This window comes from Chondromyces apiculatus DSM 436, from assembly GCF_000601485.1.
GTDB lineage: Bacteria > Myxococcota_A > Polyangia > Polyangiales > Polyangiaceae > Chondromyces > Chondromyces apiculatus.
Window position 1 is genome coordinate 15,959 of sequence record NZ_ASRX01000023.1, and the last position, 22,883, is coordinate 38,841.

Annotated in this window: 17 protein-coding genes; 13 read left to right on the forward strand and 4 right to left on the reverse strand. The window is 69.7% G+C overall.

The annotated features are described in order from the left end of the window. Nucleotides 1–69: 69 nt before the first annotated feature. The 12 genes from CAP_RS44780 to CAP_RS16580 all read left to right on the forward strand — a co-directional run bounded on the left by CAP_RS44780 (nt 70) and on the right by CAP_RS16580 (nt 15,647). The gene (locus CAP_RS44780) at nt 70–2,847 is read left to right on the forward strand and encodes a type VI secretion system Vgr family protein (protein ID WP_052375391.1); all 2,778 of its coding nucleotides are present in this window, start codon (nt 70–72) and stop codon (nt 2,845–2,847) included. A 25-nt stretch (nt 2,848–2,872) separates the two neighbouring features. After that, nucleotides 2,873–3,328, forward strand: a complete 456-nt coding sequence (locus CAP_RS16530) for a DcrB-related protein (RefSeq protein ID WP_044241690.1) — start codon at nt 2,873–2,875, stop codon at nt 3,326–3,328. 4 nt (nt 3,329–3,332) lie between these two features. Next, entirely contained in the window at nt 3,333–4,772 is a 1,440-nt protein-coding gene (locus tag CAP_RS16535; RefSeq protein WP_044241691.1) for a polymorphic toxin type 46 domain-containing protein, read from the forward strand. A gap of 9 nt (nt 4,773–4,781) precedes the next feature. Next, nucleotides 4,782–5,090 (forward strand): immunity protein Tsi6 family protein, encoded by a 309-nt coding sequence (locus CAP_RS16540; protein ID WP_044241694.1) that lies wholly within the window; start codon nt 4,782–4,784, stop codon nt 5,088–5,090. Between the two features lie 40 nt (nt 5,091–5,130). Next, nucleotides 5,131–6,480 carry an IS3 family transposase gene (locus CAP_RS16545; protein ID WP_063748706.1) on the forward strand — a complete coding sequence of 450 codons (1,350 nt, stop codon included), beginning with the start codon at nt 5,131–5,133 and terminating at the stop codon, nt 6,478–6,480. Nucleotides 6,481–6,623: 143 nt separating this feature from the next. Next, nucleotides 6,624–7,805 (forward strand): fatty acid desaturase, encoded by a 1,182-nt coding sequence (locus tag CAP_RS16550; protein WP_081864955.1) that lies wholly within the window; start codon nt 6,624–6,626, stop codon nt 7,803–7,805. Nucleotides 7,806–7,832: 27 nt separating this feature from the next. Continuing rightward, nucleotides 7,833–8,315, forward strand: coding sequence for a cobalamin-dependent protein (locus CAP_RS16555; RefSeq protein ID WP_231511521.1), 483 nt, complete (start codon nt 7,833–7,835; stop codon nt 8,313–8,315). Then, nucleotides 8,312–9,343, forward strand: a complete 1,032-nt coding sequence (locus tag CAP_RS16560; protein WP_044241695.1) for an aspartate-semialdehyde dehydrogenase — start codon at nt 8,312–8,314, stop codon at nt 9,341–9,343. Before CAP_RS16555 ends, CAP_RS16560 begins: the two co-directional genes overlap by 4 nt. Nucleotides 9,344–9,345: 2 nt before the next feature. After that, entirely contained in the window at nt 9,346–11,859 is a 2,514-nt protein-coding gene (locus tag CAP_RS53670) for an amino acid kinase family protein (RefSeq protein WP_231511522.1), read from the forward strand. 77 nt (nt 11,860–11,936) lie between these two features. Continuing rightward, nucleotides 11,937–13,295: a lysine N(6)-hydroxylase/L-ornithine N(5)-oxygenase family protein gene (locus CAP_RS16570; protein WP_063748707.1), complete on the forward strand. Its 1,359-nt coding sequence runs from the start codon at nt 11,937–11,939 to the stop codon at nt 13,293–13,295. Next, on the forward strand, nt 13,288–14,724 hold the full coding sequence (locus tag CAP_RS16575; RefSeq protein ID WP_081864956.1) for a diaminobutyrate--2-oxoglutarate transaminase family protein: 1,437 nt from the start codon (nt 13,288–13,290) through the stop codon (nt 14,722–14,724). Before CAP_RS16570 ends, CAP_RS16575 begins: the two co-directional genes overlap by 8 nt. Then, complete coding sequence (locus CAP_RS16580) at nt 14,721–15,647, forward strand: DMT family transporter (RefSeq protein ID WP_044241696.1); 927 nt, start codon at nt 14,721–14,723, stop codon at nt 15,645–15,647. The genes CAP_RS16575 and CAP_RS16580 overlap by 4 nt, the downstream gene beginning before the upstream one ends. Before the next feature lie 34 nt (nt 15,648–15,681). Here the strand turns inward: CAP_RS16580 and CAP_RS16585 are convergent, their stop codons facing one another. Then, nucleotides 15,682–16,749: a hypothetical protein gene (locus CAP_RS16585; RefSeq protein ID WP_197041205.1), complete on the reverse strand. Its 1,068-nt coding sequence runs from the start codon at nt 16,747–16,749 to the stop codon at nt 15,682–15,684. Nucleotides 16,750–16,953: 204 nt separating this feature from the next. Here CAP_RS16585 and CAP_RS16590 point away from each other — a divergent pair, with 204 nt between their 5' ends. After that, the gene (locus tag CAP_RS16590; RefSeq protein ID WP_044241701.1) at nt 16,954–18,171 is read left to right on the forward strand and encodes a hypothetical protein; all 1,218 of its coding nucleotides are present in this window, start codon (nt 16,954–16,956) and stop codon (nt 18,169–18,171) included. On the opposite strand, the gene CAP_RS16595 is transcribed toward CAP_RS16590, so the two are convergent. From CAP_RS16595 to CAP_RS16605, 3 genes are all read right to left on the reverse strand, one after another. Beyond that, nucleotides 18,147–20,819: a hypothetical protein gene (locus CAP_RS16595; RefSeq protein ID WP_044241702.1), complete on the reverse strand. Its 2,673-nt coding sequence runs from the start codon at nt 20,817–20,819 to the stop codon at nt 18,147–18,149. The genes CAP_RS16590 and CAP_RS16595 overlap by 25 nt on opposite strands. Before the next feature lie 244 nt (nt 20,820–21,063). Then, nucleotides 21,064–21,984, reverse strand: a complete 921-nt coding sequence (locus CAP_RS16600; RefSeq protein WP_052375393.1) for an NAD-dependent epimerase/dehydratase family protein — start codon at nt 21,982–21,984, stop codon at nt 21,064–21,066. 11 nt (nt 21,985–21,995) lie between these two features. Continuing rightward, entirely contained in the window at nt 21,996–22,856 is an 861-nt protein-coding gene (locus CAP_RS16605; protein WP_052375394.1) for a lysophospholipid acyltransferase family protein, read from the reverse strand. Nucleotides 22,857–22,883 lie beyond the last annotated feature (27 nt).

Consider the following 22,883-nt stretch of genomic DNA (forward strand, 5'->3'; position numbering starts at 1 on the left):
GATGGGCGCATGACGGGGTGCTCGGGGCGCTTGCGGGTAGATCCGTGGTTCGCTTAGCCTTCGCCTGGTATGCCGCTCCTCGAGCTCTCCTTCGCGTCGCAAGAAGACTCGCTGTCCGTTCGGCATTTCGCGGTCCGTGAGGAGATCTCGAACCTCTTCGAGGTGGCCATCCTGGCGCGCTCGCCGAGCGACGAGATCGACCTGGAGAGCATCGTCGGTCAGGGCGCGGGCTTCGCCATGGATGGCGGCATCACCACGCCCCGGGTCTGGACGGGGATCTGCAGCCACATGGAGCTGCTCCAGGTGGAGTCGACGGGGCTCTCCACCTACTTCCTCAAGATCGCGCCGGCCCTGTGGCGGACGACGCTGCGGCGCAACAACCGCATCTTCCAGCACATCTCCATCCCCGACATCGTGACCAAGGTGCTCGCGGAGTGGCAGATCGTGCCCGAGCTGCGGCTCTCGGGGGAGTACCTCCAGCACGAGTACCGGGTGCAGTACGGCGAGACCGACTTCGCCTTCGTGAACCGCCTCCTCGAAGAGGCGGGCATCGCCTACTTCTTCGCCTACGACGGGTCGCAGTCCGTGCTGGTGCTCAGCGACGAGCCGACGTCGGGCAACGCCCGGGCGCCGCTCCTCTTCGTGGACAACCCCGGCGACGACGCGGAGCACGAGTACATCACCAAGGTGAAGCTCATCCAGCGGGTGAAGCCGGGGCGCTTCACCTTCCGCGACTTCGATTTCAGGAACCGCCTCGATTACCAGCTCCTCTCCGAGGCGCGGGCGCAGGTGGCGACCGAGCTGCCCTACGAGCAGTACAGCTACGAGCCCGGCGCGTTCTGGTACGAGCCGGGGCGGGGCGGGGACACCCCCGTCGCCGACGACAAGGGCATCGCCCGCACGAGCGAGAAGGAAGGCAACAAGCTGGTCACGCGCGCCCTCGACGGCGAGCGGCGCACGCGGCGGATGCTGTCCTACGAGGCCAACGTGGCCGACCTCGCGCCGGGCGCGCTGCTCACCATCGACGCCCACCCGCGCGGCGACATCGCCCAGAAGAAGCTCCTCGCGATCGCCGCGTCGTTCGAAGGCGAGCCCGGCGCCGCCTGGACGTTCAAGGGCGAGGCCGTGTATACGGACGCCACCTACCGGCCCGAGCGGCGCACGCCAAGGCCCCGCATCCGCGGCGTGCAGAGCGCCGTGGTGGTGGGCCCCGCGGGCGAGGAGATCCACGTCGACGAGTTCGGGCGGGTGCGCGTGCAGTTCCACTGGGATCGCGAGGGCACCTTCGACGACAACAGCTCCTGCTGGATCCGCGTCAGCCAGGGCTGGGCCGGGGCCGGCTACGGCCTGCTCAACCTGCCGCGCGTGGGGCAGGAGGTGCTCGTGGAGTTCTTCGAGGGCGACCCGGACCGGCCCGTGGTCACCGGGCGGGTCTTCAGCCAGACGCGCGGGGTGCCCTACAAGCTGCCCGACAACAAGACGAAGAGCGGGTGGAAGAGCGCCACCTCGCCGGGCGCCGGGGGCTTCAACGAGCTGTCCTTCGAGGACGCCGCCGGCCGGGAGGTGATCCACATCCAGGCTCAGAAGGACTTCACGGAGCTCGTGAAGAACAACCAGAGCTCGACGGTGCTCAACAACCGCTCCGCGAGCATCACGGCCAACGACTCGATGACGGTGGGCGCGAGCCAGAGCTTCAACGTCGGCCAGAGCCAGAGCCACACCATCGGCAAGAGCCAGAAGAACGACGTCGGCGAGAGCCGCGTCTCCACCATCGCCAAGGCCGACAGCATCGAGGCCGGCGACACCATCCGCGGCACGGTGGGTCCGGAGGGCGTGGGCTACGCTTTCAACAAGGACCAGACGATCACCCTGACGAACAAGGTGGCGTCCATCGTCTTCACGCCAGAGGGGCTGCGCCTCGACGCCCAGGGGGACCTGCACATCACGGCCAACGGGACGCTCCGGCTCTCCGGCGGCGAGGTGAAGATCGACGGCAAGCCGAACGTGTACGTGAACTGCGATGCTGCGGCCTCCGCCAACGTGCCCACGCTGGATCCGGCCCGCCCGCCGAAGCCCCCGGGTGGCCCCGGGAGTGGCGGCGAGACCATCGAGGCGCAGAGCAAGCTCTCCGGTCAGGGCACGGTGGAGGAGCCCGGGGGGTTCGAGGAGGTGACCATCGATCTCGCCTCGCTCGCTCCGCCGCCCACGCCGTCCGCCGTGCCGGCCGCCATCAACATCGGCGGGGGGGCCGCTTCCGCCATCAACGCGGCGGTCGCGAAGGCCGCGCCCGTGATCGACGCGGTCGAGTCGGCGCGATCCTTCCTGGCGCGCGATCCGATGAGCCAGGCCCTGACCCTGGTGCAGTCCCCCGTGGGCGAGCAGGTCCTCGGTCCGGTGCTCACGAACCCCATCACCGGCGGCCTGACCGGGAGCGATCTGGTGGGGATCCTCGGGCAGGGGCAGCAGGTCGGCATCTTCCACCTCGCCTCGGCAGGCGCCGCAGCGGCGGGCGTGCCGGGGTCGGCGGCGGCCACCCTCGCAGCCGCAGCGGCGGGCATGCCGGGCGCGGCGGCGGCTCCCCTCGCAGCAGCAGCAGCGGCGGGCGTGTCGGGCGCTGCGGCGCTACCCGCCGGGGTGCAGCAGTTCATGGCCCTGCGCACGCAGGCGGCGCCGCCCAAGCTCGATGGGACGGCGCTCAGCAATGCCTTCGCCCAGAACCGTGTGCTCGGGCTGTCGACCGCGGAGGCGCACTCGGCGGCGCTCGGGCAGCAGGGCGTGGCGCTGTTCCGGGGGAACGGCGCCGGGGTCTTCCACCAGGTACTGCCGACAGGCCAGTCGGATCGCTGAGCCGGAGAGAAGGAAAGAACGCGACATGCCTCGTTACGAGCACCCCGACGTGAGCTTCGAGGTCCCCCGCGACTGGGAGGATCGCTCGGTGGCCGCCTTCAGCGCGCCGCTCGCGCCCGGCAAGAAGACCGGGCCCAACGTCGTGCTCACCCGCGACAAGCTGAGCCCCGGGGAGAACCTGGCGGGCTACGCCGATCGCAGCATGGTGGAGCTTGCCCAGCGCCTGGAGAAGTTCACCCTCCAGAAGCGCTCGGACGTCACCGTGAGCGGCCTGCCCGCGGTGGAGCTGCGGTTCACCTGGAAGGGGAGCAGCGGCCTCGTCGATCAGCGCCTGGTGATGTGCGCGACGGGCAAGCGCCTCGTGCTCAGCATCACCGCGACCGTGCCCAGGACCGCCGGCGTGGACATGGAGTCGACCATGAACCGGATCCTCGCGACGGTGCAGATCCCGGGCGTGCGCGGCGGCGAGGGCGTGAGCTAAGGGCATGTCAGCGCTCGAGGCAGCCCGGCTCGGCGACGAAATCGGCCATACGAGCGCCATGAAAGGGCTGCTCGTGGGCCTCGCCGTGGGGTTCCTGGTGACGGGAGCGATCCTGCTCGCCGCCGGGGCCACGGTGGCGACCGGCGGGGCCGCGGCGGTCGTCATCGGCGGGCTGATCGCGGGCACGGCCGGGGGTGGTCTGGCGGGGATGAAGATCGGCTCGATGTTCGAGTCCGATCCCAAGGGGCCGATCAGTACCGGCTCCCCCAACACCTTCCTGGGGACGGGCATGCGCAAGGCGGCCCGGGCCACGATCGACAAGGTCGCCTGCGAGGACCACGACGACAAGCTCATCGCCCAGGGCAGCGTTGATGTCTTCATCAACCAGGCGCCCGCAGCGCGGCGCACGGACAAGACGGAGTGCTCAGGGCCCATCCGGGAAGGTCAGCCCGACGTCTTCTTCGGCGGCCCCACGGGGACGTACCTGGACATGGAGCCCGAGGTCCCGGGCTGGCTGGTGACCACGCTCCAGGTGGCGATGTGGGTCGGCGCGGCCATCGCCACGGGCGGCGCGATCCTCACCGTGGGCCTCGGCGCGGCGCTGGGCGGGATCGCAGGCGGGTTCGCGGGCGGGTGGGTCGGCGGCAAGCTCGGCGGGGCCATCGGCGGGATCTTCGGCGAGAAGGGCAGGGTCATCGGCGAGACCGCGGGAAGCTTCCTCGGCTCGATGGTGGGCGGCGCCTTCGGCGCGAAGGGCGGCGGTGCCCTGGAAGCGCGGCTCCCGCAGGCGACGCTGGCGCGGATGCCAGGCGCGACGCCCGCGCACATCCAGGCGCGCCAGAACGTGGCGCGCGAGTACTACACGAAGTCCCCAGACTTCGCCGGCAGGAGCGCGGCGGACATCGACTCGCACATGAGCGGCATCGACTTCACCAGGCCAGTGGCCGTGCGGACCATCGACAGGCCCACCGTGTTCGGCCAGTACCAGCACCCGGGCGGTCCTCGGGGCAACTACATCGCCGGGCAGAACACGCCCGCGGACCGGCTCGGCATCGGCCCGATGGGCTACAACCGAGGGACCAGCACCGCCGCGCCGAAGGTGATCCAGAACTACGAGGTCCCCGCGGGCACGCAGGTGCTGGTGAGCAGGTCCTCGCCCAAGATCGACACCTGGAGCACGAAGAGCCCGACGGGAGCCCCCGTGGCCCAGCACTCCGGGGGTGGCGGTCAGCAGATCATGATCGGCAACAGCGGCTCCATGCGGCCGGTCGGGGGTCAGGTGCCCGCGAGCCCCGGCCTGCTGCAGCCGGGCCGCACCACCCTCCCCGGGGGGAGCTCGGGCGGCCTCCCCGTGCGCGGCGACGGGGCCTTCACGCCCCCCAGCATCCCCGCGGGCGGGGTGGGCACGGGCTTCGGCGGCGGGTTGCTCGACGGAGGTCCCTGAGAGGAGATCATGGCCAGACCGCTGATCGCGAGCCGCGAGGAATTCTTCCGGATGCTGGCCGAGACGAGCGCCGAACTCGACGATCTCGTCAAGCGCGAGCCCACTCACCCGTGCTGGCGCGGGATCCAGGAGCAGCTCCGGGCGATGACCTTCTGGTCGGCGCAGGGCGATCCGACGCCGGAGCAGCAAGGGCGTATCAACATCGGCCTCATCGTCGTGCGCGAGCTGGAGCCAGCGGAGACGCCGGAGCTCGCGGACCTGAACAGCCGGCTCCACCTGCTCAACTACGCCTGGAGATACTGGCCGCCCGGAAAGTAGCCGCGGGTCGGACGGCTCCGCGTCGACACGGAGGACCCCCATGGACCCCAGCGCGGGAAGCTCGAAAGGAAGGCCGCGTTTCGACGGGGCAGGCTCCAGCGCGTGGGCCGCTTTGAAGAGGGAAGCCGCGGCGCTGAAGCGGGAGCTGCGCCGGAAAGAGAAGGCGCTCGCAGAGGCGTCGGCATTGCTCTCGCTGTCCCGGAAGAGGCGGGGGCTGGCGCTGGGAGGACGGGGGAGATTTCACGGGCCCGCCCTGCGGGAGTCCGTGCTCGCCCTCGTCGACGAGGCCGTCATGGGTGGAGCGCGCCTCGGGGCCGCATGTCACCTGCTCGAACTGTCGGCCCGGACCATCCAGCGCTGGCGAACACCGGACCTGCGCGGAGATCGGCGCGCAGCGCGGCGAACCCCGCCGGCCAACCGCCTCTCCGAAGACGAGCGCCGGCAGGTGCTGGCGCTGGTCACCTCCGACGATTACAGGGGCCTCTCCCCCAGGCAGATCGTCCCGAGGCTCGCCGACAAGGGGGTGTATCTGGCCTCGGAGTCGACCATCTACAGGCTCCTCCGAAGAACGCGCCGCTCCGCGGGCCACGCTGGCTGCGCAGGTGCCGGTCTGGAACGGCAGGCGCCGTGCGTCAGCGGCATCCTCGCGCTGGGGCCCAACCAGGTGTGGAGCTGGGACATCAGCTACATGAAGGGGCCAGCGCGAGAGGGCTTGCTCTACCTCTACATGGTCGTGGACGTCTGGAGCCGCCGCATCATGGGCTGGCAAGTGAGCACCGCCGAATCCATGGAACTCGCCTCGGCGTTCATTCGCCGGGCGTGCGAGGAGGCCGGCGTCGCGCCGCGTGGCCTGGTATTACACTCCGACAATGGCGGTCCCATGAAGGGATCGACGATGCTCGCCACCCTGCGAGACCTGGGGATCGTTCCTTCGTTCAGCAGGCCCCGGGTGTGCGATGACAACCCCTTCTCGGAGGCGCTCTTTCGCACCCTCAAGCGCCAGCCGATGTACCCCGGCAAGGCGTTCCGTTCGCTCGCGGAGGCCCGCGCGTGGGTGGCCGACTTCGTGGATTGGTACAACCGAGAGCACCTGCACGGCGGGATCCAGTTCGTGACCCCGGACCAGAGGCACCATGGACGCGAGGTGCCCTTGCTCGCGCATCGCCAGCGCGTGTACGACCGCGCGCGACAGGAGCACCCGGGGCGCTGGGCTCGCAGCACGCGGAGATGGGCCCCCGCCGGCCCGGTCCTCCTTCGCAGGGGGCGGCTGCGCGTCGAGGGCCACGCGCTGCACGGCACCGCAATCGAACCTGCGCCGCTGGCGACACGGACGTTGACACCGACCGAGGCTCCTCTCGGGGCGTCGCTCCCCCGCGCCGAGCGGCGGTGAATCCGACGAGGCGACGCTCCGGTTAGCGTAGTTGTCCGTGAAGGTCGAACGTCGCGCCGGACGAACGCGCCGCCGCTCGGCCATGGGCCTCCGCGTGGGCGCGGACGGGCTGCTGCATTTCGAGGCCCTGGAGGGACAAGACGATGAGCCAACCGGACGTGCGAGAGGCCCTGCAGCGATTCCCTGCATTCACCCAGGGCTTCTGGACATGGTTGACAGGGAAGGCATTGCCGGGGCAAAAGCCGCGCTTCCCGGTGGGTCCGTGGGGCTATCTCTTCCGGACGGTGCTCACCTTCGGCGCCGGTTTCGCAATGAGCACCCTCGCCGTCGTGGGCGCGCTGCCCGCCCCGGCGCTCTGGGTGCTCCTGGGCTGGGGGCTGTGCCTGAACGGGAGCCGCAACATGGCCCTGGTGCTCGTGCACCAGTGTGGCCATCACCGCTTCACGGGCAACGCGAAGGTCGACCGGTTCGTCGGCGAGTGCCTCTCTGTCCTCCTCGTCTCTCAGGACGTCGTGAGTTACCGCCACGACCATCACAAGCTTCACCACGGCCCCAGGAGCTTCACGACGGATCAGGATCCGGTCGTCATCTTCATCCGGCGCTTCGGCTTTCGCGCCGGCCTCTCCAGGCGGTCGCTCTGGGTCAATACGCTGAAGACGATGTTCTCGCCGTACTTCCACGGGTCGTATCTCCACTCCCGGTTCAAGTACAACCTGTTCTCCACGCGCGGAGCGCGGCGGATCGCGGGGTGGGGGTACCTGGGCGCGTGGCTTTGCCTCATCCTGCTCGTCGAGGGGATGTGGAAGGTGTGGCTCGTGGCCTTCGCCGTGCCGGTCTTCTTTCTGTACCACCAGAGCGCCTTCCTCGAGCTGCTCACCGAGCACGCCTGGTTCCTCGCGCCGGTGCCTGGCGAGACCCCGCGTGAATTCGTCGCCAGGCGCTGCTGGGGGCGATTCTGCGCCAGCCCCTTGCCCGAGGCGGGATTGCCCGCAGGCGCGCGGGTGATTGCCTGGATCCGGTGGACGGCGGTGATGTTCTTCTATCACCTCCCCGTGCGCTTTCTCGTACTGGCGGGCGACGCGCCCCAGCACGACTTTCATCACCGTCACCCGGGGACCATGGACTGGCCTCAGGCGACATACGCGCGCCAGTCCGACGTCGACGCGGGCCACGGCGGCTGGCCGGAGTACAGGGACGTCTGGGGTCTGCACGTGGCCATCCAGCATGTCTTCGACGCGCTGGCGCGGCTCCCGGCCGCGGCTGGCGGCGATCTCCGGAACTCCGCGCTCGCCGCGCACCCTTCGATCCACAGCACAGAGCCCTGAACCTCCCTCGACGACAAGGAGTCTCCCGTGTCCAAGCTCCCCCCCACCCACGCAGCCATTGTACCGGACGCCGGCAAGGTCATTCTGGGCGTCGCGGCCAGCGACGCGCACGCGGTCGCCAATCACCTGATCGCGCACTACCTGCGCGGGCTCGGCTTTCAGGTGATCAACCTCGGTGTCTGCACGCCCGTCTCCGAGTTCATGGGCGCCTACGACGAGCACCGCGACGCCCTCGCCATCGCCATCGGGAGCATGAACGGACATGCCCTGCAGGATCTGCGCGAGCTCAAGCTGCTGAAGCAGCGCCATCAGGTGCGCTGCCCGGTGATCCTCGGCGGCAACCTCTCGGTGGGGAGCCGGAAGCGCGACGGCCTCGAAGCCGACCTGCAGGAGGTGGGGGTGACGATGATCCTGGAGTCCCCCGAGCAGCTCGGGCAGCACCTGCTCCGGCTGCGCGATCAGCAGAGGGCCGCCGCCCCGATCCGCGTCGCGGCCGGGGGGGCGCGATGAGCAGGAGCGCGCTGCGCATCGCCGTCGTCGGCGCGACCGGCGCAGTCGGAGAGACGCTGCTCGCGCTCTTTTCGGAGCGCCAGCTCGCGTTCGATGCCCTCTCGCTCGTGGCGTCCGCGCGATCGGCCGGCCGGACGATCGTGGCGCGGGGCGAGACGTATCAGGTCGAGGCTCTCGAGCGCTTCGACTTCTCGGGGATCGACCTGGCCTTTTTCTCCGCGGGGAGCGCGGTGAGCCTGCAATGGGCCAGGGCCGCCGCGAAGCAAGGAGCCCTCGTCATCGACAACACCAGCGCGTTCCGGATGGACCCGCGGACTCCGCTCGTCGTCCCGCAGGTCAACGGCGACCTGCTGCGGCGCCGGCCGGAGGATGGGATCGTCGCCAACCCCAACTGCGCGACGATCCCGGTGGTGCGCGCCCTCGCCCCCCTGGACCGCCGCTACGGGGTGCGGAAGATCGTCGTCAGCACGTACCAGGCGGCCTCCGGAGCTGGCTTGACGGGGATGGAGGAGCTGCGGAGCGGCGCGCGCGCATCGCTCTCGGAGGAGCGGGTGGAGCCGAGCTCGGGGCGCTTCAAGGTGCCGCTCGCCTTCAACGTCGTCCCGAGCATCGACGTGATGCAGGGCAGCGGGTTCACGCTGGAGGAGCAGAAGATCGTCCAGGAGTCGCGCAAGATCCTGGGGCGCGACGATCTCCTGGTGAGCGCCACGGCGGTGCGCGTGCCCGTCTTCAACGGGCACTCCGAGGCCGTCTACTTCGAGTGCGAGGCGCCCCTCGACCGCGCGGAGATCGTGGAGATCCTCCGCGGCGCTCCGGAGATCGTCGTGCATGACGGCGAGGGCGCGGCGGGGTTCCCGACTCCCCGGTTCCTGCCCGATCCGGACCGGGTCCACGTCGGGAGGATCCGGGTCGTCCCTGACAACCCTCACGCCGGCTGGCTCTGGCTGGTGACGGACAACCTCCGCATCGGCGCCGCCCTCAACGCCCTCCAGATCGCCGAGATGGCGATTGCCCACGACCTGCTCTGAGCATGCGCATCCTGGTGCTCAAGTTCGGGGGATCCTCGTTCGTGGATCTCGAAGATTACCGGCGCGTCGCCGGCCACCTGGAGGCGCGCCTCGCGGGTGATGCCGACAAGATCGTCCTCGTGGCGAGCGCGATGGCAGGCCTCACCGAGCGGCTCCGCGGTCTCGCCCAGGGGCTGCATCCCGCACCCTCGCGCGAGGCGCTGGACGCCCTCTTGCCCCTGGCAGACACGCTCGGGGCAGGTCTCCTGCGCGTCGCCGCCGAGGAGGCGGGGCTTCGTGCGACGTCGCTCGCCGGCTCCCAGCTCGGCGTGGTCACGGACGACAACTTCACGCGCGCGAGCATCCAGAGCATCGACGCCCGCCCCCTCCGGCGTGCCCTGGAAGCGGCGGATGTGGTGGTGGTCCCCGGCGGGCAAGCCGTCGACGCTCAGGTCCGACCCACCATGCTCGGCAAGAACAGCTCGGACCTCACCGCGGTCGTGGTCGCCGCGACGCTCGGGCTCGACGGGTGCGAGATCTACTCGGACGTCTGCGGCGTCTACAGCGCCGATCCCAACCTCCTCCGCGGCGTGCGCCTCATCGAGCGGGTCTCCTATCAGGGCGTGATCGATCTGTCCCTCTCCGGGGCCAAGGTCCTGCACCATGGTGCGGTCGCGGAGGCGTCGCGGCGCGGCGTGCGCATCGTCTGCCGCCTCAACCGCGGGGACTACCGCATCGGGACGATCATCGGCGACGGCCCGGAGCCGCGGTCGGTCGTCGTGGATCAGAGGAGCCTCGTCCTCGACGTCGAGACGCTCGACGCGCTGGAGCGCGCGCGCGCCTGTCTCCAGGCTGCCAAGGTGCCGGTGGTGATGCTCGGCGCCGAGGCGCCGCGTCGCCTCGTGGTCACCTGCGGCTTCTTCGACGCCGTGCGCTTCCTCGCCGAGCACGGCATCCAGGCCGCCGCGTCGGGCCTGCGGCTGGTGAGCACGTTCGAGCAGGGCGCCGCGCCGCGCCGCGACGTGGTGCGCGAGGAGGACGCCATTGCCTTCGGGCAGGCCCTCCACGACCGGCTCTTTCCGACGCCGCCACCGGCGGAGTCCGTCGCCCCCGCTCCGGTCCCCAGCGCCGCCACGGTCGCGGAGCACCTCCTCCCCGTGCCCCCGAGGGCGAACGGGAGCGGAGCGCACCGCCAGCGTCACGCCACCGGGAGCGCGCCCGGTGTCGACACGCCGCCGTGGGACGAGGTGATCGGTCATCTCCGGTCCCTCGGCAAGCCCACGGTGCGCGACGTGCTCCGCCGCGCCGATGGCGAGGGACGCCTGCTGATCCAGCCGCGCTGCGGCGTGGGTGGCCACGAGGCCATGAGGCGCCTGCTCGAACGTCTGGAGGGCGAGGCTCAGGCGGACATCCTCACGCTGACCATCGACTCCTACACGCGCCTCTGCCGCTTCGAGAGCGCCAGCCACATGCTCGAGGTCGATCCGCAGGGGCTGAACGGTTACCCACTCGTCAGCCATGGCCATCTGCGCGGTCGCGAACTCGACGCCGCGCTGCGGGCCCCGCTCCAGATCCGTCACGGCTCTCCGGACCCGCGGGCGCTCTTCGACGTGGCGATCGCCGCCGGCATCACGGCCTTCGAGGGGGGGGGCATCTGTTACAACCTGCCCTACTGCAAGGATGTCCCGCTCGCGCACTCGCTCCGCTGCTGGCAAGAGGTGGACCGGCGCTGCGGTGAGCTCGCGCGGGAAGGCATCCTCGTGGACCGGGAGCTCTTCGGGACACTCACTGCGGTACTGATCCCGCCCTCCCTGTCGCTCGCCATGACCCTGCTCGAGGCGCTCCTCGCCGCGCGCGAAGGGGTGAAGTGCCTGTCCATCGCGACCTGCCAGAGCGGCCACTTCGTCCAGGACCTGGCAGCGCTGCGCGCCATCCGGCGGCTCGCCGCCCGGCACCTGCCCGGAGACGTCGAGGTCTACCCGGTCTTCCACGAGTGGATGGGACCCTTCTCGTCGGTCCGGCAGACGGCCGACGCGACGATCTTCTATGGCGCCCTGACGGCCCACAAAGGTCGCGCCACGAAGCTGATCAACAAGACCTACGAGGAGGCGCTCGGGATACCCAGCGTGGAGGCGAACATCGCGGGGATCTGGATGGCGCGCGCTGCAACCTCGTCGCTCTTCGAGCTGGTGAGCGTGCCGGAGGATCAGGTGGAAGAGGAGGTGACGGCCATCCTCACCGAGGCGGAGGAAATCGTCGCTCCCGTGCTCGGCGAGGCCGACCTCCCCGCGGCGATCGTGCGGGCCTTCGCGGACGGCCGGCTCGACATCCCCTTCAGCCCGAGCCGCCATGCCCGTTCTGCCGTCGTCCCGCTCCGCGATCCATCCGGCGCGATCCGCTATTTTCAGACCGGGAACCTGAGCTTCAGCGAGGCCACGAAGCGGCGTAACGAGCAGATGCTGGCGGCCGTCGTCAGGTCCGAGGCGTTCGACATGTACGCCAAGCTCAAGGCCGACATCATGCACTTCTGCGACTAGACATCCAGCGTTCCGGCGAGGCCCTCGGGCTCGTGCGCCGCGCCGGCTGGACCCCCTCCGGCACTGAGGAGACATCCATGTCGAATGAATACGATGTAATCGGGATCGGCTTCGGTCCAGGCAACCTGGCGCTCGCGATCGCAATGGAGGAGGTCCTGCCGGGCGTGAAGGCGAGGTTCGTCGAGGCGAAGCCTGCCCCCGATTGGCAGGACGGAATGATGATTCATCGCGCCAACATCCAGCACCACCCGGCGATTGACCTGGTGACGCCTCGCAACCCCCGCAGTCGGTACACGTTCATCAATTACCTGTTCGAGAACGGGCTGCTCTTCAAGCACTTCAACCTCGGGCTCGAATACCCGCTCCGCAAGGATTACGCCAGGTACATCCGCTGGGCCGCCAGTCAGTTCGACTCCATTGTCGATTACCGACAGCGCGTCCGGGAGATCTCGCTGATCGGGTCCACGCCCGGCTCGCAGGGCTACCTGGTGACGACGGAGGAAGGGGCCTCGTATCGGGGCCGCATCCTGGTGCTCGCGACCGGGAGGACGCCGTACATCCCGGCGCCCTTCGAGGCGCTCGGCTCGGATCGGGTCTTTCATCTGAACCACTACGGCCACCGGATCGCGCGCCTCGTGGAGAGGGGGGCCACGCAGATCGCGGTCATCGGCGCCAGCCAGAGCGCGGTGGAGATCCTCCTCGATCTCTGCCATCGCTTCCCGAGCGTCGAGCCCGTGAGCTACCTGCGCCACTTCGGCTTCCGCCTCAAGGACACCAGCCCTTTCATGGAGGCCAGCGTGCACCCGGAGCACGTCGCCGCCTTCTATGAGGCCTCCAGCGAGGACAAGGAGCGGATCAACGACGACCTCCGTTACCTGAACTACTCCGCGGCAGACATGGACGTCCTGAAGGACCTCTACCTGACGCTGTACGAGCACGAGATCGACGCCCGGCAAAGGGTCACCCTCCTGAACAACCACGTCATTCAGGGCGCCTCGCGCGAAGGCGATCGGCTCCGCATCACCGCCGAGGGGCGCTACCGGCGCGACCGCGACGAGCGCATGGTCGACGCCGTGATTCTCGCCACTGGCTTCCGGGACTTCGGCCCCGGGCCGCACCAGGAGCGCCTGCCACCCCTGCTCGCGCCGCTGGAGCGCCACTTCCAGCTCGATGCGCGGGGCGTCCTCCACGTGAACTTCGACTACAGTGTCTCGCCCAGAGATCCAGGCGGGTCACTCCCGCCGCTCTTTCTCAATGGTCTGTGCGAGGCGTCGCACGGCATCAGCGACGCCGGCTCCTTCAGCCTGCTGTCCCTGCGCTCGGCCAAGCTCGCCGAGTCCATCGGACGCGCCCTGGGGCAGCGGCCGAACCTGCCGCGGTCGGCAGCGGTGAGCCCGGGCGGGGCCAGCGCGCAGGGGGGGCGGGATCATGCTTGAGCCGAGGAGCGAGATCCGCGAGGCAGCCTCTCCCGAGCCGCTCGAAGTCCCCCAGGACGGGCGACCGGTGCTCCGCACCTCGATTCCCGGGCCGAGATCCCGGGCCATGCTCGAGGTTCAGGAGCAGCGGGAATCGAGCGCGCGGACCTACCCGCGCAAGCTCAAGATCGCCGTCCGGCGGGGGAGCGGAGCGTATCTGGAGGACGTCGACGGCAACCTCTTCATCGATTTCCTGAGCGGAGCGGGCGCGCTCGCGCTCGGTCACAACCACCCGGCGCTGGTCGACGCGGTCCGACGGCAGCTCCACCTGAGCACCCACCTGCTGGACTTCCCCACACCCATCAAGGAGGAATTCACCCGGATGCATCTGGAGATGCTCCCCGCGGGGATGCGCGACCGGATGAAGATCCAGTTCTGCGGACCCGCGGGGGCCGACGCGGTCGACGCGGCGATAAAGCTCTGCAAGACGGCCACCGGGCGCGCGGATGTCATCAGCTTCCAGGGCGGCTTTCATGGCAGCACGCAGAGCACGATGGCGCTGACAGGCCTCCGGCCTCCGAAGGAGCAGCTCCACAACCTGATGCCCGGCGTCCATTTCTTCCCCTACGCCCACTGTTACCGGTGCCCGATCTCCCTCGCGCCGTCCACCTGCTCGATCAACTGTGTGCAGTATCTCGAGAAGACGCTGGCCGATGAGAACGGCGGCGTGAGGACCCCGGCGGCGGTCATCATGGAAGTGGTGCAGGGAGAGGGAGGGGTGATCCCGGCCCACGAAGCGTTCGTCAAGGAGGTCCGCCGTATCACCCGGGAGCGAGGCATCCCGCTCGTCATCGACGAGGTCCAGAGCGGCTGCGGTCGTACGGGCAAGTGGCTCGCCTTCGAGCACTTCGACATCGAGCCCGACGTCATCGTGCTCTCGAAGGCGCTCGGCGGGATCGGGATGCCCGTCGCGGCGATCCTCTACGATCGCGCGCTGGACGTCTGGCGGCCAGGGGCCCATACCGGCACTTTTCGTGGCAACCAGCTCGCGTTCGCGGCAGGCGTGGAGATGATCGAGGTGATGCGGCGGGAACGCGTCCTCGAGAATGTGGTGGCGATGGGCCAGCGCATCCTCGAACGTCTCCAGGCGGTCCGCGGCGCGCTGCCCATCGTCGGTGACATCCGTGGGCTCGGCCTGATGCTCGGCGTCGAGATCGTCGATCCACGGACCGGGCGTGGCTCACCTGCCACGGCGGCGAGGCTCCAGGAAGCGCTCCTCCAGCGGGGGCTCCTGCTGGAGCTCGGCGGGCGCGAGGACTGCGTGCTGCGCTTCCTCCCGCCCCTGAACATCACCCGCGTCACGGTGGACGCTGCGATGGATATCCTGATCGAGGTGCTGCGCGGCTGCTCGGCGCAAGGCACGCCTGCGAGCGGGGCGGAGCTCTCATGAAGACGAGCCGCTGGATTGCCTACTTCGAGTGCGCGCTGGCCATGGCGATGGGCGGAGGGGTCGTGGTCGCCGGAAAGTTTCTCGCCACCACGTTCCCCGTGTTCCTCGCCGCCGGGCTGCGGCTCATCATTGCGGCTCCGATCCTGACGATGATGCTGCTGGTCCGCGAGGGCCGGCTCCCGAGGTTGCAAGCGAGGGAGGCGTGTTGGCTCTTCGCTTGCTCGTTCGGCGGCATCTTCATGTTCACCGTCTTCCTGCTCCTCGGCCTGCGCTACACCACGGCGGCCGAGAGCGGGATCATCACCAGCACGGTGCCGATCTTCACGACGTTGGTCGCGGTGGTCTTTCTCAAGGAAAAGCTGGGGGGCTGGGGCGTGGTGGCCGTCCTCCTCACGATGATCGGGATCCTCGTGCTGAACGTCGCTGACGGCGATTTCTCCTCGGCGCGCGGCCCCGATCCGTGGCTCGGCAACGGATTGATCTTCGGGTGCGTCATCGGCGAGACGCTGTTCACGATCGCCGCCAAGCTGGCCTCTGGGCGGCTCAGTGCGCTGGCCATCGCCGCCTACGTCAACATCTTCGGCCTGATCACGTTCTTGCCGTTCGCGATCTACCAGGCGCTCCACTTCGATTTCAGCGCGCCCGGCTGGACGAGCTGGAGCGCGATCGTCTTCATGGGCGTGGGAATCTCGGTGTTTCAGTTCATGATCTGGTTCGCGGGCGTCTCCAAGGTCTCGGGGAGCACAGCCGCGGTCTTCACCGGGGTGATGCCGGTGAGCGCCGTCCTGCTCTCGTACGCCGTCGGGGGCGAGCGCTTCATCTGGCCGCACCTCGTCGGCATGGTCTGCATCGTCGCGTCCATTCTCGCGGTCACCTACAGCCACGCGAGCGCGCGGGAGGTGGAGGCCAGAGGCGCCGCTTGACGCTACAGCTACCCGTTCCGCGGCCTCCTCGCGTCTACGGGCCCACCACCTGGGCCACCGTGACGTTGAGCCCGACGCGGAGCGAAACCATCTCGCCACCAGGCCCTGGCGCAGGCGCGACGCGCACGACCTCTCCGTGGAACACGTCCGCCGTCACGCAGCCGCCGACGCTCAGGCTGCGCTTGTCGGGGATGACTTGCCAGCAGGCCATCCCCTGCACGTGGTCGAGCGCGCGGCCGGTGTCTCCCTCGAAGAGAAAGGTTCTGCGCCCCAGCAAGGAGACCATGACCGGAGCGCGGAGGACCGAGGCGTGGGCCCCGACATAGGGCCTCAGCGTGTGGGTCGAGGCGAAGTAGGAGCCGTCGTCTTCCTCGGAGATCTTGGTGCCCACCGCATACCTTCCGATCACCGAGAGCCCTCCGAGCCCACCGATCTCGACGAGGCCCGCGCGCCCGTGACGCTGGTATCCGAAGCTCGCCTCGGGGAGGTGCAGCACGTTGAGCTCGTGCTGGGTGGTCACGGCCGCGCTGCCGTGCAGTCCAGCCGCGAGGTACAGGTGGTTGTCCGCGCCCAGGGCGAGGCGCTGGCCGTACTCGACGCCCACGTCGAGCGGCCATGCGGTAAGGGGCATGGCCTCGGCCACGGAGAGCCTCCCCCCGAACCGCAGGAGGTGCCCGCTCTCGTTGGGGGGCGGCAGGAGCCAGCCGCGTCCCGAGTAGGCGAGGAGCGAGACCCCGAACCAGGTGAAGGAGAAGGGGGCGCTCCCCCGGGCCACCGAGACGATCGGCGCCAGGGCACCGATGCCCCAGCCTCCGATGAGCTTCGGGTCGGTAGATCGCGGGGGATCCACGGGCATCGCGACCCGCACGGCGTCCGGGTTCGGGGGATGAGGCGGCGGGACCGCGACGGCGGCTGGTGGCTGGGGTTCGGGAGGGGGTGAAGCTTCGGGAGGGGATGGGGCTTCGGGAGGAGGCGGAGGTTCGGTCGCGACCTGCAGCGGCGCCTTGGGACCCTCGGGGGCCTGCGGGACGGCCTGCGGGTCGTCGGCAGCGCGCGCGGTCGAGGCGCAGGCGAGAGAAAGGATCAGGCCCGTGAGGCGCATGAGAGAGATGGGGCCGCGGTGCACCGTCGCAGAACGGGGAGCGCCGGAGCCGTCTTGCACCCGCGGTGCATTTCTCACCGGCGCCTCATCGATGCGGGATAGGGGTGATGTGGGATCGGGGTTGCGCCCGAAAAATTCCCGGCCCGCGCGATCGTACGTCGCTGGGGCCAGGGCCGCGACTCCTGTGGGTACCATGGCCGCACCATGAACCCTCTCCGCAAGCACCTCCGCCACGCCCGCGTCCTGCTCACCTGTGTCTCGCTGGCGTGCGTGGCGTCGCTCTCCGGGTGTGCTCCCGTCGACGAGGAGGGCGCGCCGGAGGACGTGGAGGAAGGGGAGCACAGCGGCGAGCCCGTCGCCCACCAGGACGAGGCGCTCTCGGGGGCCGGGTGGACGGTGCTGCAAGCGGGAGGGGCGGCGCCCATCCGGAGCATCCTCCGGCGCGCGGATGGGCAGCTCCTCGGGCCGCGCAGCTCGGGGCACGAGATCGAGGTCTGGGCCAGCAACAACGAGGGGGAAAGCTGGTATCGGCGAGGATCGGTGGCGAACAACCCGAGCGTCGATTTCGGGGACGCGACCATGCTGCGGGTGCCGGGGACGACGACCGTGTTCTGCGCCTTCCGCGAGTACAGCGCGGGGAAGTTCCGGGTCACCATCACCCGGAGCAACAACGACGGGGATAGCTGGGTGTACGACAGCACGGTGGTGGGGCCAGTGTCGCGGTTCGTGGGGGCGCCGTTCCTGTTCATCCGGGGGAACGGGGACCTGCAGGTCTATTACGACTCGGAGGAGCTGGCGGCGCAGAAGGGGTACCCGGGGCACCAGTGGATCGCGATGCAGGGGCGCTCCGGGACGGCGGGGGCCTGGACTGCGTACGGGGTGACCACGGTGTCGCGGGAGAAGGCCGCGGGGGCGCTCTCGCGCGAGGGGATGCCCACGGTGGTGCAGCTCGGGGGCGATCGGCTGATGGCGGTGGTGGAAGGGGTGGAGCCGTTCCCGTCGGGCGGGGCGCGGGCGAACGTCATTCATGCGACGCAATCGTGGGATGGGGGGCGGACGTGGGACGACACGATGCGGCGCACGCCGTACCAGGCGCGCATCCACGCGGGGACGGGGCGGCGGTTCAATGCGTACGCGCCGTACGCGATCCGGGTGGGGAACGGGCCGGTGGGGGTGGCGTTCTGCACCGACGAGGACAAGGCGGGGGCGCCGGACGCGGCGAGCACGCCGCCGGACCTGCGGTCGTGTCACGTGGGGTACGTGCAGACGACGACGAACTTCGAGACGTGGTCTGGGACGAGCGCGATCTGGACGGGGTCCGACAAGAACTACACGCCAGGGCTGTTCGAGCGGAGCCCGAACGACGTGATCGTGGCGGTGGATGCGTTCTACGGCAATCAGCGGATCCTGCGCCGGCCCTGAGGCTGGGCGGCGTCGCGGAGGATCCGGCGGCGGCGGGCGGCGAGGAGTCCAAGGGCGCCGAGGGCGCCGAGGGGCAGGAGGGCTCCGGGAGAGGTGCTCAGGCCGGTGCCGGGGACGCTGCATCCGGATCCGCCGCCGGCGTCGGGATCGGCGTCAACGGGTTCTCTGCATCTGGTGCCGTCACCGCCTTCACCGATGCCGAGGGGCCCTACACAGACGCCCTCGTCGCAGGTGCCCTCGGAGGGGCAGGTGGCCGAGGTGGTGCACGGGATCCAGGCGACCCTGCGGCTCAGGATGCGCTCCGAGCTGGTCGTGGCGCTTGCGGTGAAGCGGGAGTAGGCGACGAGCGCTTCGACGGTGCCCGCCGAGAGGGCAGGGGCACCCTCGGGGCCAGGGCCGTCAGCGAGCACGCAGCTCGAGGATACGGTGCCCGCGCCATCGACGACCGCGGCGTGGATGTCGACGGCGTCGGAAGGCACGGAGGCTGCGCGGTGCCTCCAGGCGACCAGGCAGTGGCCCGCCTGGCAGGTGACGGCAGGCAGGGTGCCCGAGGTGTCGTTGTACGGGCCGTTCCAGCCGCCGAGCGGCACGTTGGTGGCAGGCGTCACCACGATGCCCAGCGGGTCGAGCACAGTGCCGGAGGGGGTCACGCGCGCCGCGCCGACGGCGCCGTCGCCGCCGCTCGCGCGATCCTCCCAGACCACCAGGTAATGGTCGCCGTCGAACGCGACCTGCGCGCTCCTGATGGCGGCTCCCACGGGGGTGATCCGGAAACCACCCGGATCGAGGGTCTGTCCGTCGGCGGTGAGCCGCGCGCCGAACAAGGCCTCGCCCGCGGCTCCCCAGACGAGCAGGTAGCCGTCGCCATCGGAGGCGAGGGCCGTGAAGTCGTTGAAGCCCGTATTGAAGCTCGCCTCGACGGAGAACACGGGACCCACCGTGCCGGATGGCGCGATGGCGACTCCCTTCAGGGCCTCTCCGCTGGCGAGGACCAGGAGAGCGCCGTTGCCGCTGGAGGCCAGGGCGGGAGGCGCTTCTGCGTTGATCGTCTGGAAGGGGAGCGTCACCACCGGTCCGACGATCTGTCCGGTGGGGGTGAGGCGCGCGATCTGGGGATTGTAGAAGGCATCCCCGTCTCCGTCGCCCCCGAGAGAGGTGCTCAACCAGGAGACGAGGGTGCTCGCGCCATCGAAGACGGCGATGGGACTGGTCTGCAGGCTCGGGCCGGCGCCGATGACGATGCCCGAAGGGTCGTAGACCTCGCCCGTGGGGCCGACGCGGGCGCCGATGATGTCGTTGCTCGACCCATTTTTGATGTCGTTGCGGTCGTCGCTCCACAGGACGAGGTGGCTCTCGCCGTTGAACGTCACGGCGGGGTAGAGCTGGCCGTTGCTGCTGGTGGCGAGGGGGAGGCTCGGGGCGTCGAGGAGGCTGCCGTCCTGCGCGAGGCGCGCGCCGCGGACGGTGTTGCTGCCGCGCCCGTTGGAGGCGGAGCCATCCAGCCAGGCGACGAGGCTGCCGCTGCCGTTGCTGGCGACGCTGCTCTGCATGACCTCCGAGTCGAGGAGCACTCCGCCAGGATCGAGGACCGTACCTGCAGGGCTGAACCGCGCGCGGTAGATCCAGTGCCCGGGACTCTCGGAGAAGAGGGTCCAGGTGAAGACTGTGCTCTGCCCGTCGAAGGCAGCATTGAGATCGTTGAAGGACGAGTCCCAGGCAGAGCCCTCGGTGACGACGACGCCCGTCGGATCGAGCACGATCCCCTGGGGCGTGACCCGGGCTGCGATGACGACGCACCTCTCGGTAGCCGGCAAGGAGGCGGTCCAGGCGACGACGTAGTTCTGGCCGTCGAAGGTTACGGTCGGGTTGGACTGCCCATAGAGTTCCGACACTGCCGGCCCGATGACGAGCGCGGTCGGGTCGAGCAACGCGCCCGAAGGGCCGATGCGCGCACCGTGGATGCGTTCGTCGCTCGCCACCCAGACCACCAGCGAGCTCGTGCCGTCCGAGGCCACGGAGGGTGCGCTTTGCCAGCCCGACGCCGAGGCGTCGACGATGATCCCGTCCGGGTCGAGGACCACGCCGTCCGGGCTCACCCGCGCGAGGTGGGTGGCCACCTGGCCCCAGGTGACGACGAAGTTCGTGCCGTCGAAGGCCACGTCGTGCTTCGCGTACTCTCCGGCCGCGTGGCCGAGGGTGAAGCCGCCGGGATCGAGGACGACGCCGTCGGGGCTGACCCGCGTACCGTGGAATGAGAGGGGCGCGGCGTTCAACGTCGCGGTCCGGTTGACCACGAGGTAGTTCGTGCCGTCGAAGGCGATGGTGGGTGAGATGCCGGCGCCGATGAAGATGCCCTGGGAGTCGAGCACCGCGCCGTCCGCCGAGACGCGGGTGGCGAAGGTGCTCCACGAGGGGGCGCGCGAGTCGGTCCAGGCGACGAGGTAACCGTCGCCGTCGGAGGCCACCGCCGGGTTGGTCTGGTAGCCCGAGGCGATGCCGGTGACGGGCTGGTCCAGGCCGAACTCGGGCGAGAGGATGGGAGCGAGGAAGGCAGGGTCGCTGGAGGTGTCGAGGAAGCGCGCCGGCAGGGTGGCGTCGAGGTCGAGGGGGGCGTCGGTGTGTGCTGCCGACGGTGAGGTGTCATCCACGTCCGGGGACCCTGAGGGCGCCCCGATGTCGGGCGTCGCGCAGGCGGAGAGGACTGTGAGGGGGAGAACGAGGAGAGCGGTTTTGTGGACGAGCCTTGGCTCTGTCCGGGATCGGCTGGTTGTCATTCTCCGAGGCTATCGAAATGCTTGGGAGGGTCGCTTACAGAATTCTGCTCCGAACCTAATTCTGGTGCCACCGCGGCTCACCTCGGAGCTGCAAGTCTCACCCCGGAGCCTGCGAGGCTCAGCCCAGATCGGACGTGGCGCCGGTGATGCTGCGGAGGGTCTCGCGCGCGCCCACCACGGGCTGCCATCCGAAGGTGCGCCGGAACTCCTGATCGGTGATGACGCAGGGGTACTTGAAGAAGTTGACCAGGTAGCCGGGGAACGCGGAGATGGTGCGCAGGTAGAGCGAGACCAGGCTCCCGGGGATGGGGAAGGTCTTCAGCTCCGCGAGGTCGAGCGCGGTGCGCCAGGGGATGACGTCGCTGCCGGCGACGTTGAAGACGCCGCGGGCGCTGCCGTGCATCGCGGCCTCGACGGCGGCGGCGAGGTCGTCCTCGTGGACGAACTGCATCATCGGGTTGAAGCCGGCGAGGTAGGGGACGCGGGGCAGCCTGAGGAGGGTGCTCATGCTGTTCTTGATGGTCGGGCCCACGACGTTGACGGGGCGGAGCACGACGACGCGGACCTCGGGGTACTGGTAGACCCAGGTGGAGGCCATGTTGTCGAGCTGGATGGCGTCGGCGATCTGGGGGAAGTCGTAGCCGGCGCGGAGGGGATCCTGCTCGGAGATGGGGGTGTGGTTGCGGGGGTGGGCGCCGTAGATGTGGAAGGTGGAGAGCACGACCAGGGTGGCGACGCCGTGGGCACGGCAGAGGGTGAGGATCTTCTGCGTGCCGAGGACGTTGAGCTCGAAGCGGCGCTCGACCTGCTTGGAGAGGTTGCCGACGCGGCCGAGGTGGAGGACCGCGGAGAAGGCGTGCTTGCGGAAGACATCCTCGATGGCCGTCTTGTCGTAGCTGGCGCGGTAGAGGGTCACGCCGTCCATGGCGGGGGCGTCGCGGTAATCGACGCCGACAACGGCGTGGCCTGCGTCGAGGAGGCGGCGCGCGACACGGCGGGCGAGGCCTCCAGCGAATCCGGTGATCAGAATGGTCGCCACGAGAATCCTCCTCAGAAAATGGAGTGGCGGGCGCGGAGGCCGTCGTCGACCATGCGCTGCACCTCGGCCTGGACCACGGCTGCCTTGTCGTCGATGGCGGCGTCCTCGTCGTCCCAGGGGCCGTCGAAGCGCATGGGCTCACCGAAGGTGACCGTGAATTTCACGGGCAATGGCAGGTAGGCGAAGGGGCCGAGGAGCGGCACGAAGGGGCTGACGGGGAAGTAGGGCATGTGAAGGAGCTTCGCGAGGGGCGCGAGGTTGTGGACGCTGGGGATGGCCTCTTCGCTGCCGATGACGGAGACGGGGACCACGGGGGTGTTCGTGCGGAGGGCGAGGCGCATGAAGCCGCGGCCGAAGGGCTTGAGGCGGTAGCGCTCGCGGATGGTCTTGCCAGAGCCCGCAATGCCCTCGGGGAAGACGAGGATGGCCTGGTCGTCCTCAAGGAGGTTGATGCAGTTCACTGGATCACCGAGCACGGCGCCGGAGCGCGCGAGCGCCTCGTTGACGTACGGGAGCTTGGGGAACCAGCGCTCGACCATGGGGCGGACGAGCCGCGGAGGGGCCCCGTGGCGGAGGCAGGCGACGGCGATGACGATGCCGTCCAGGGGGAGCTGGCCGCCATGGTTGGGGACGAGGAGGACGCGGCCCGCGGGGAGGTTCTCGACGCCGTGGATCTCGGTGCGGAAGTAGTCGTAGAGGCTGCGGGCGAGGGGGTAGTAGCGGGCTGCTTCGGCGGGGTTGAAGCCCCACATGTCGAAGCCAAGGTCGTTGAGACGGTTCGGCAGGGCAGCGAAGGCGGCTTCCAGCTCGGGATCCACGCGTCGGGAGAGGAAGTGAAGGAGCGCTCGCTTGGCGCCGTAGGGGGGCGACATGGGGTGGGAGCATACGGATGAGGCGGT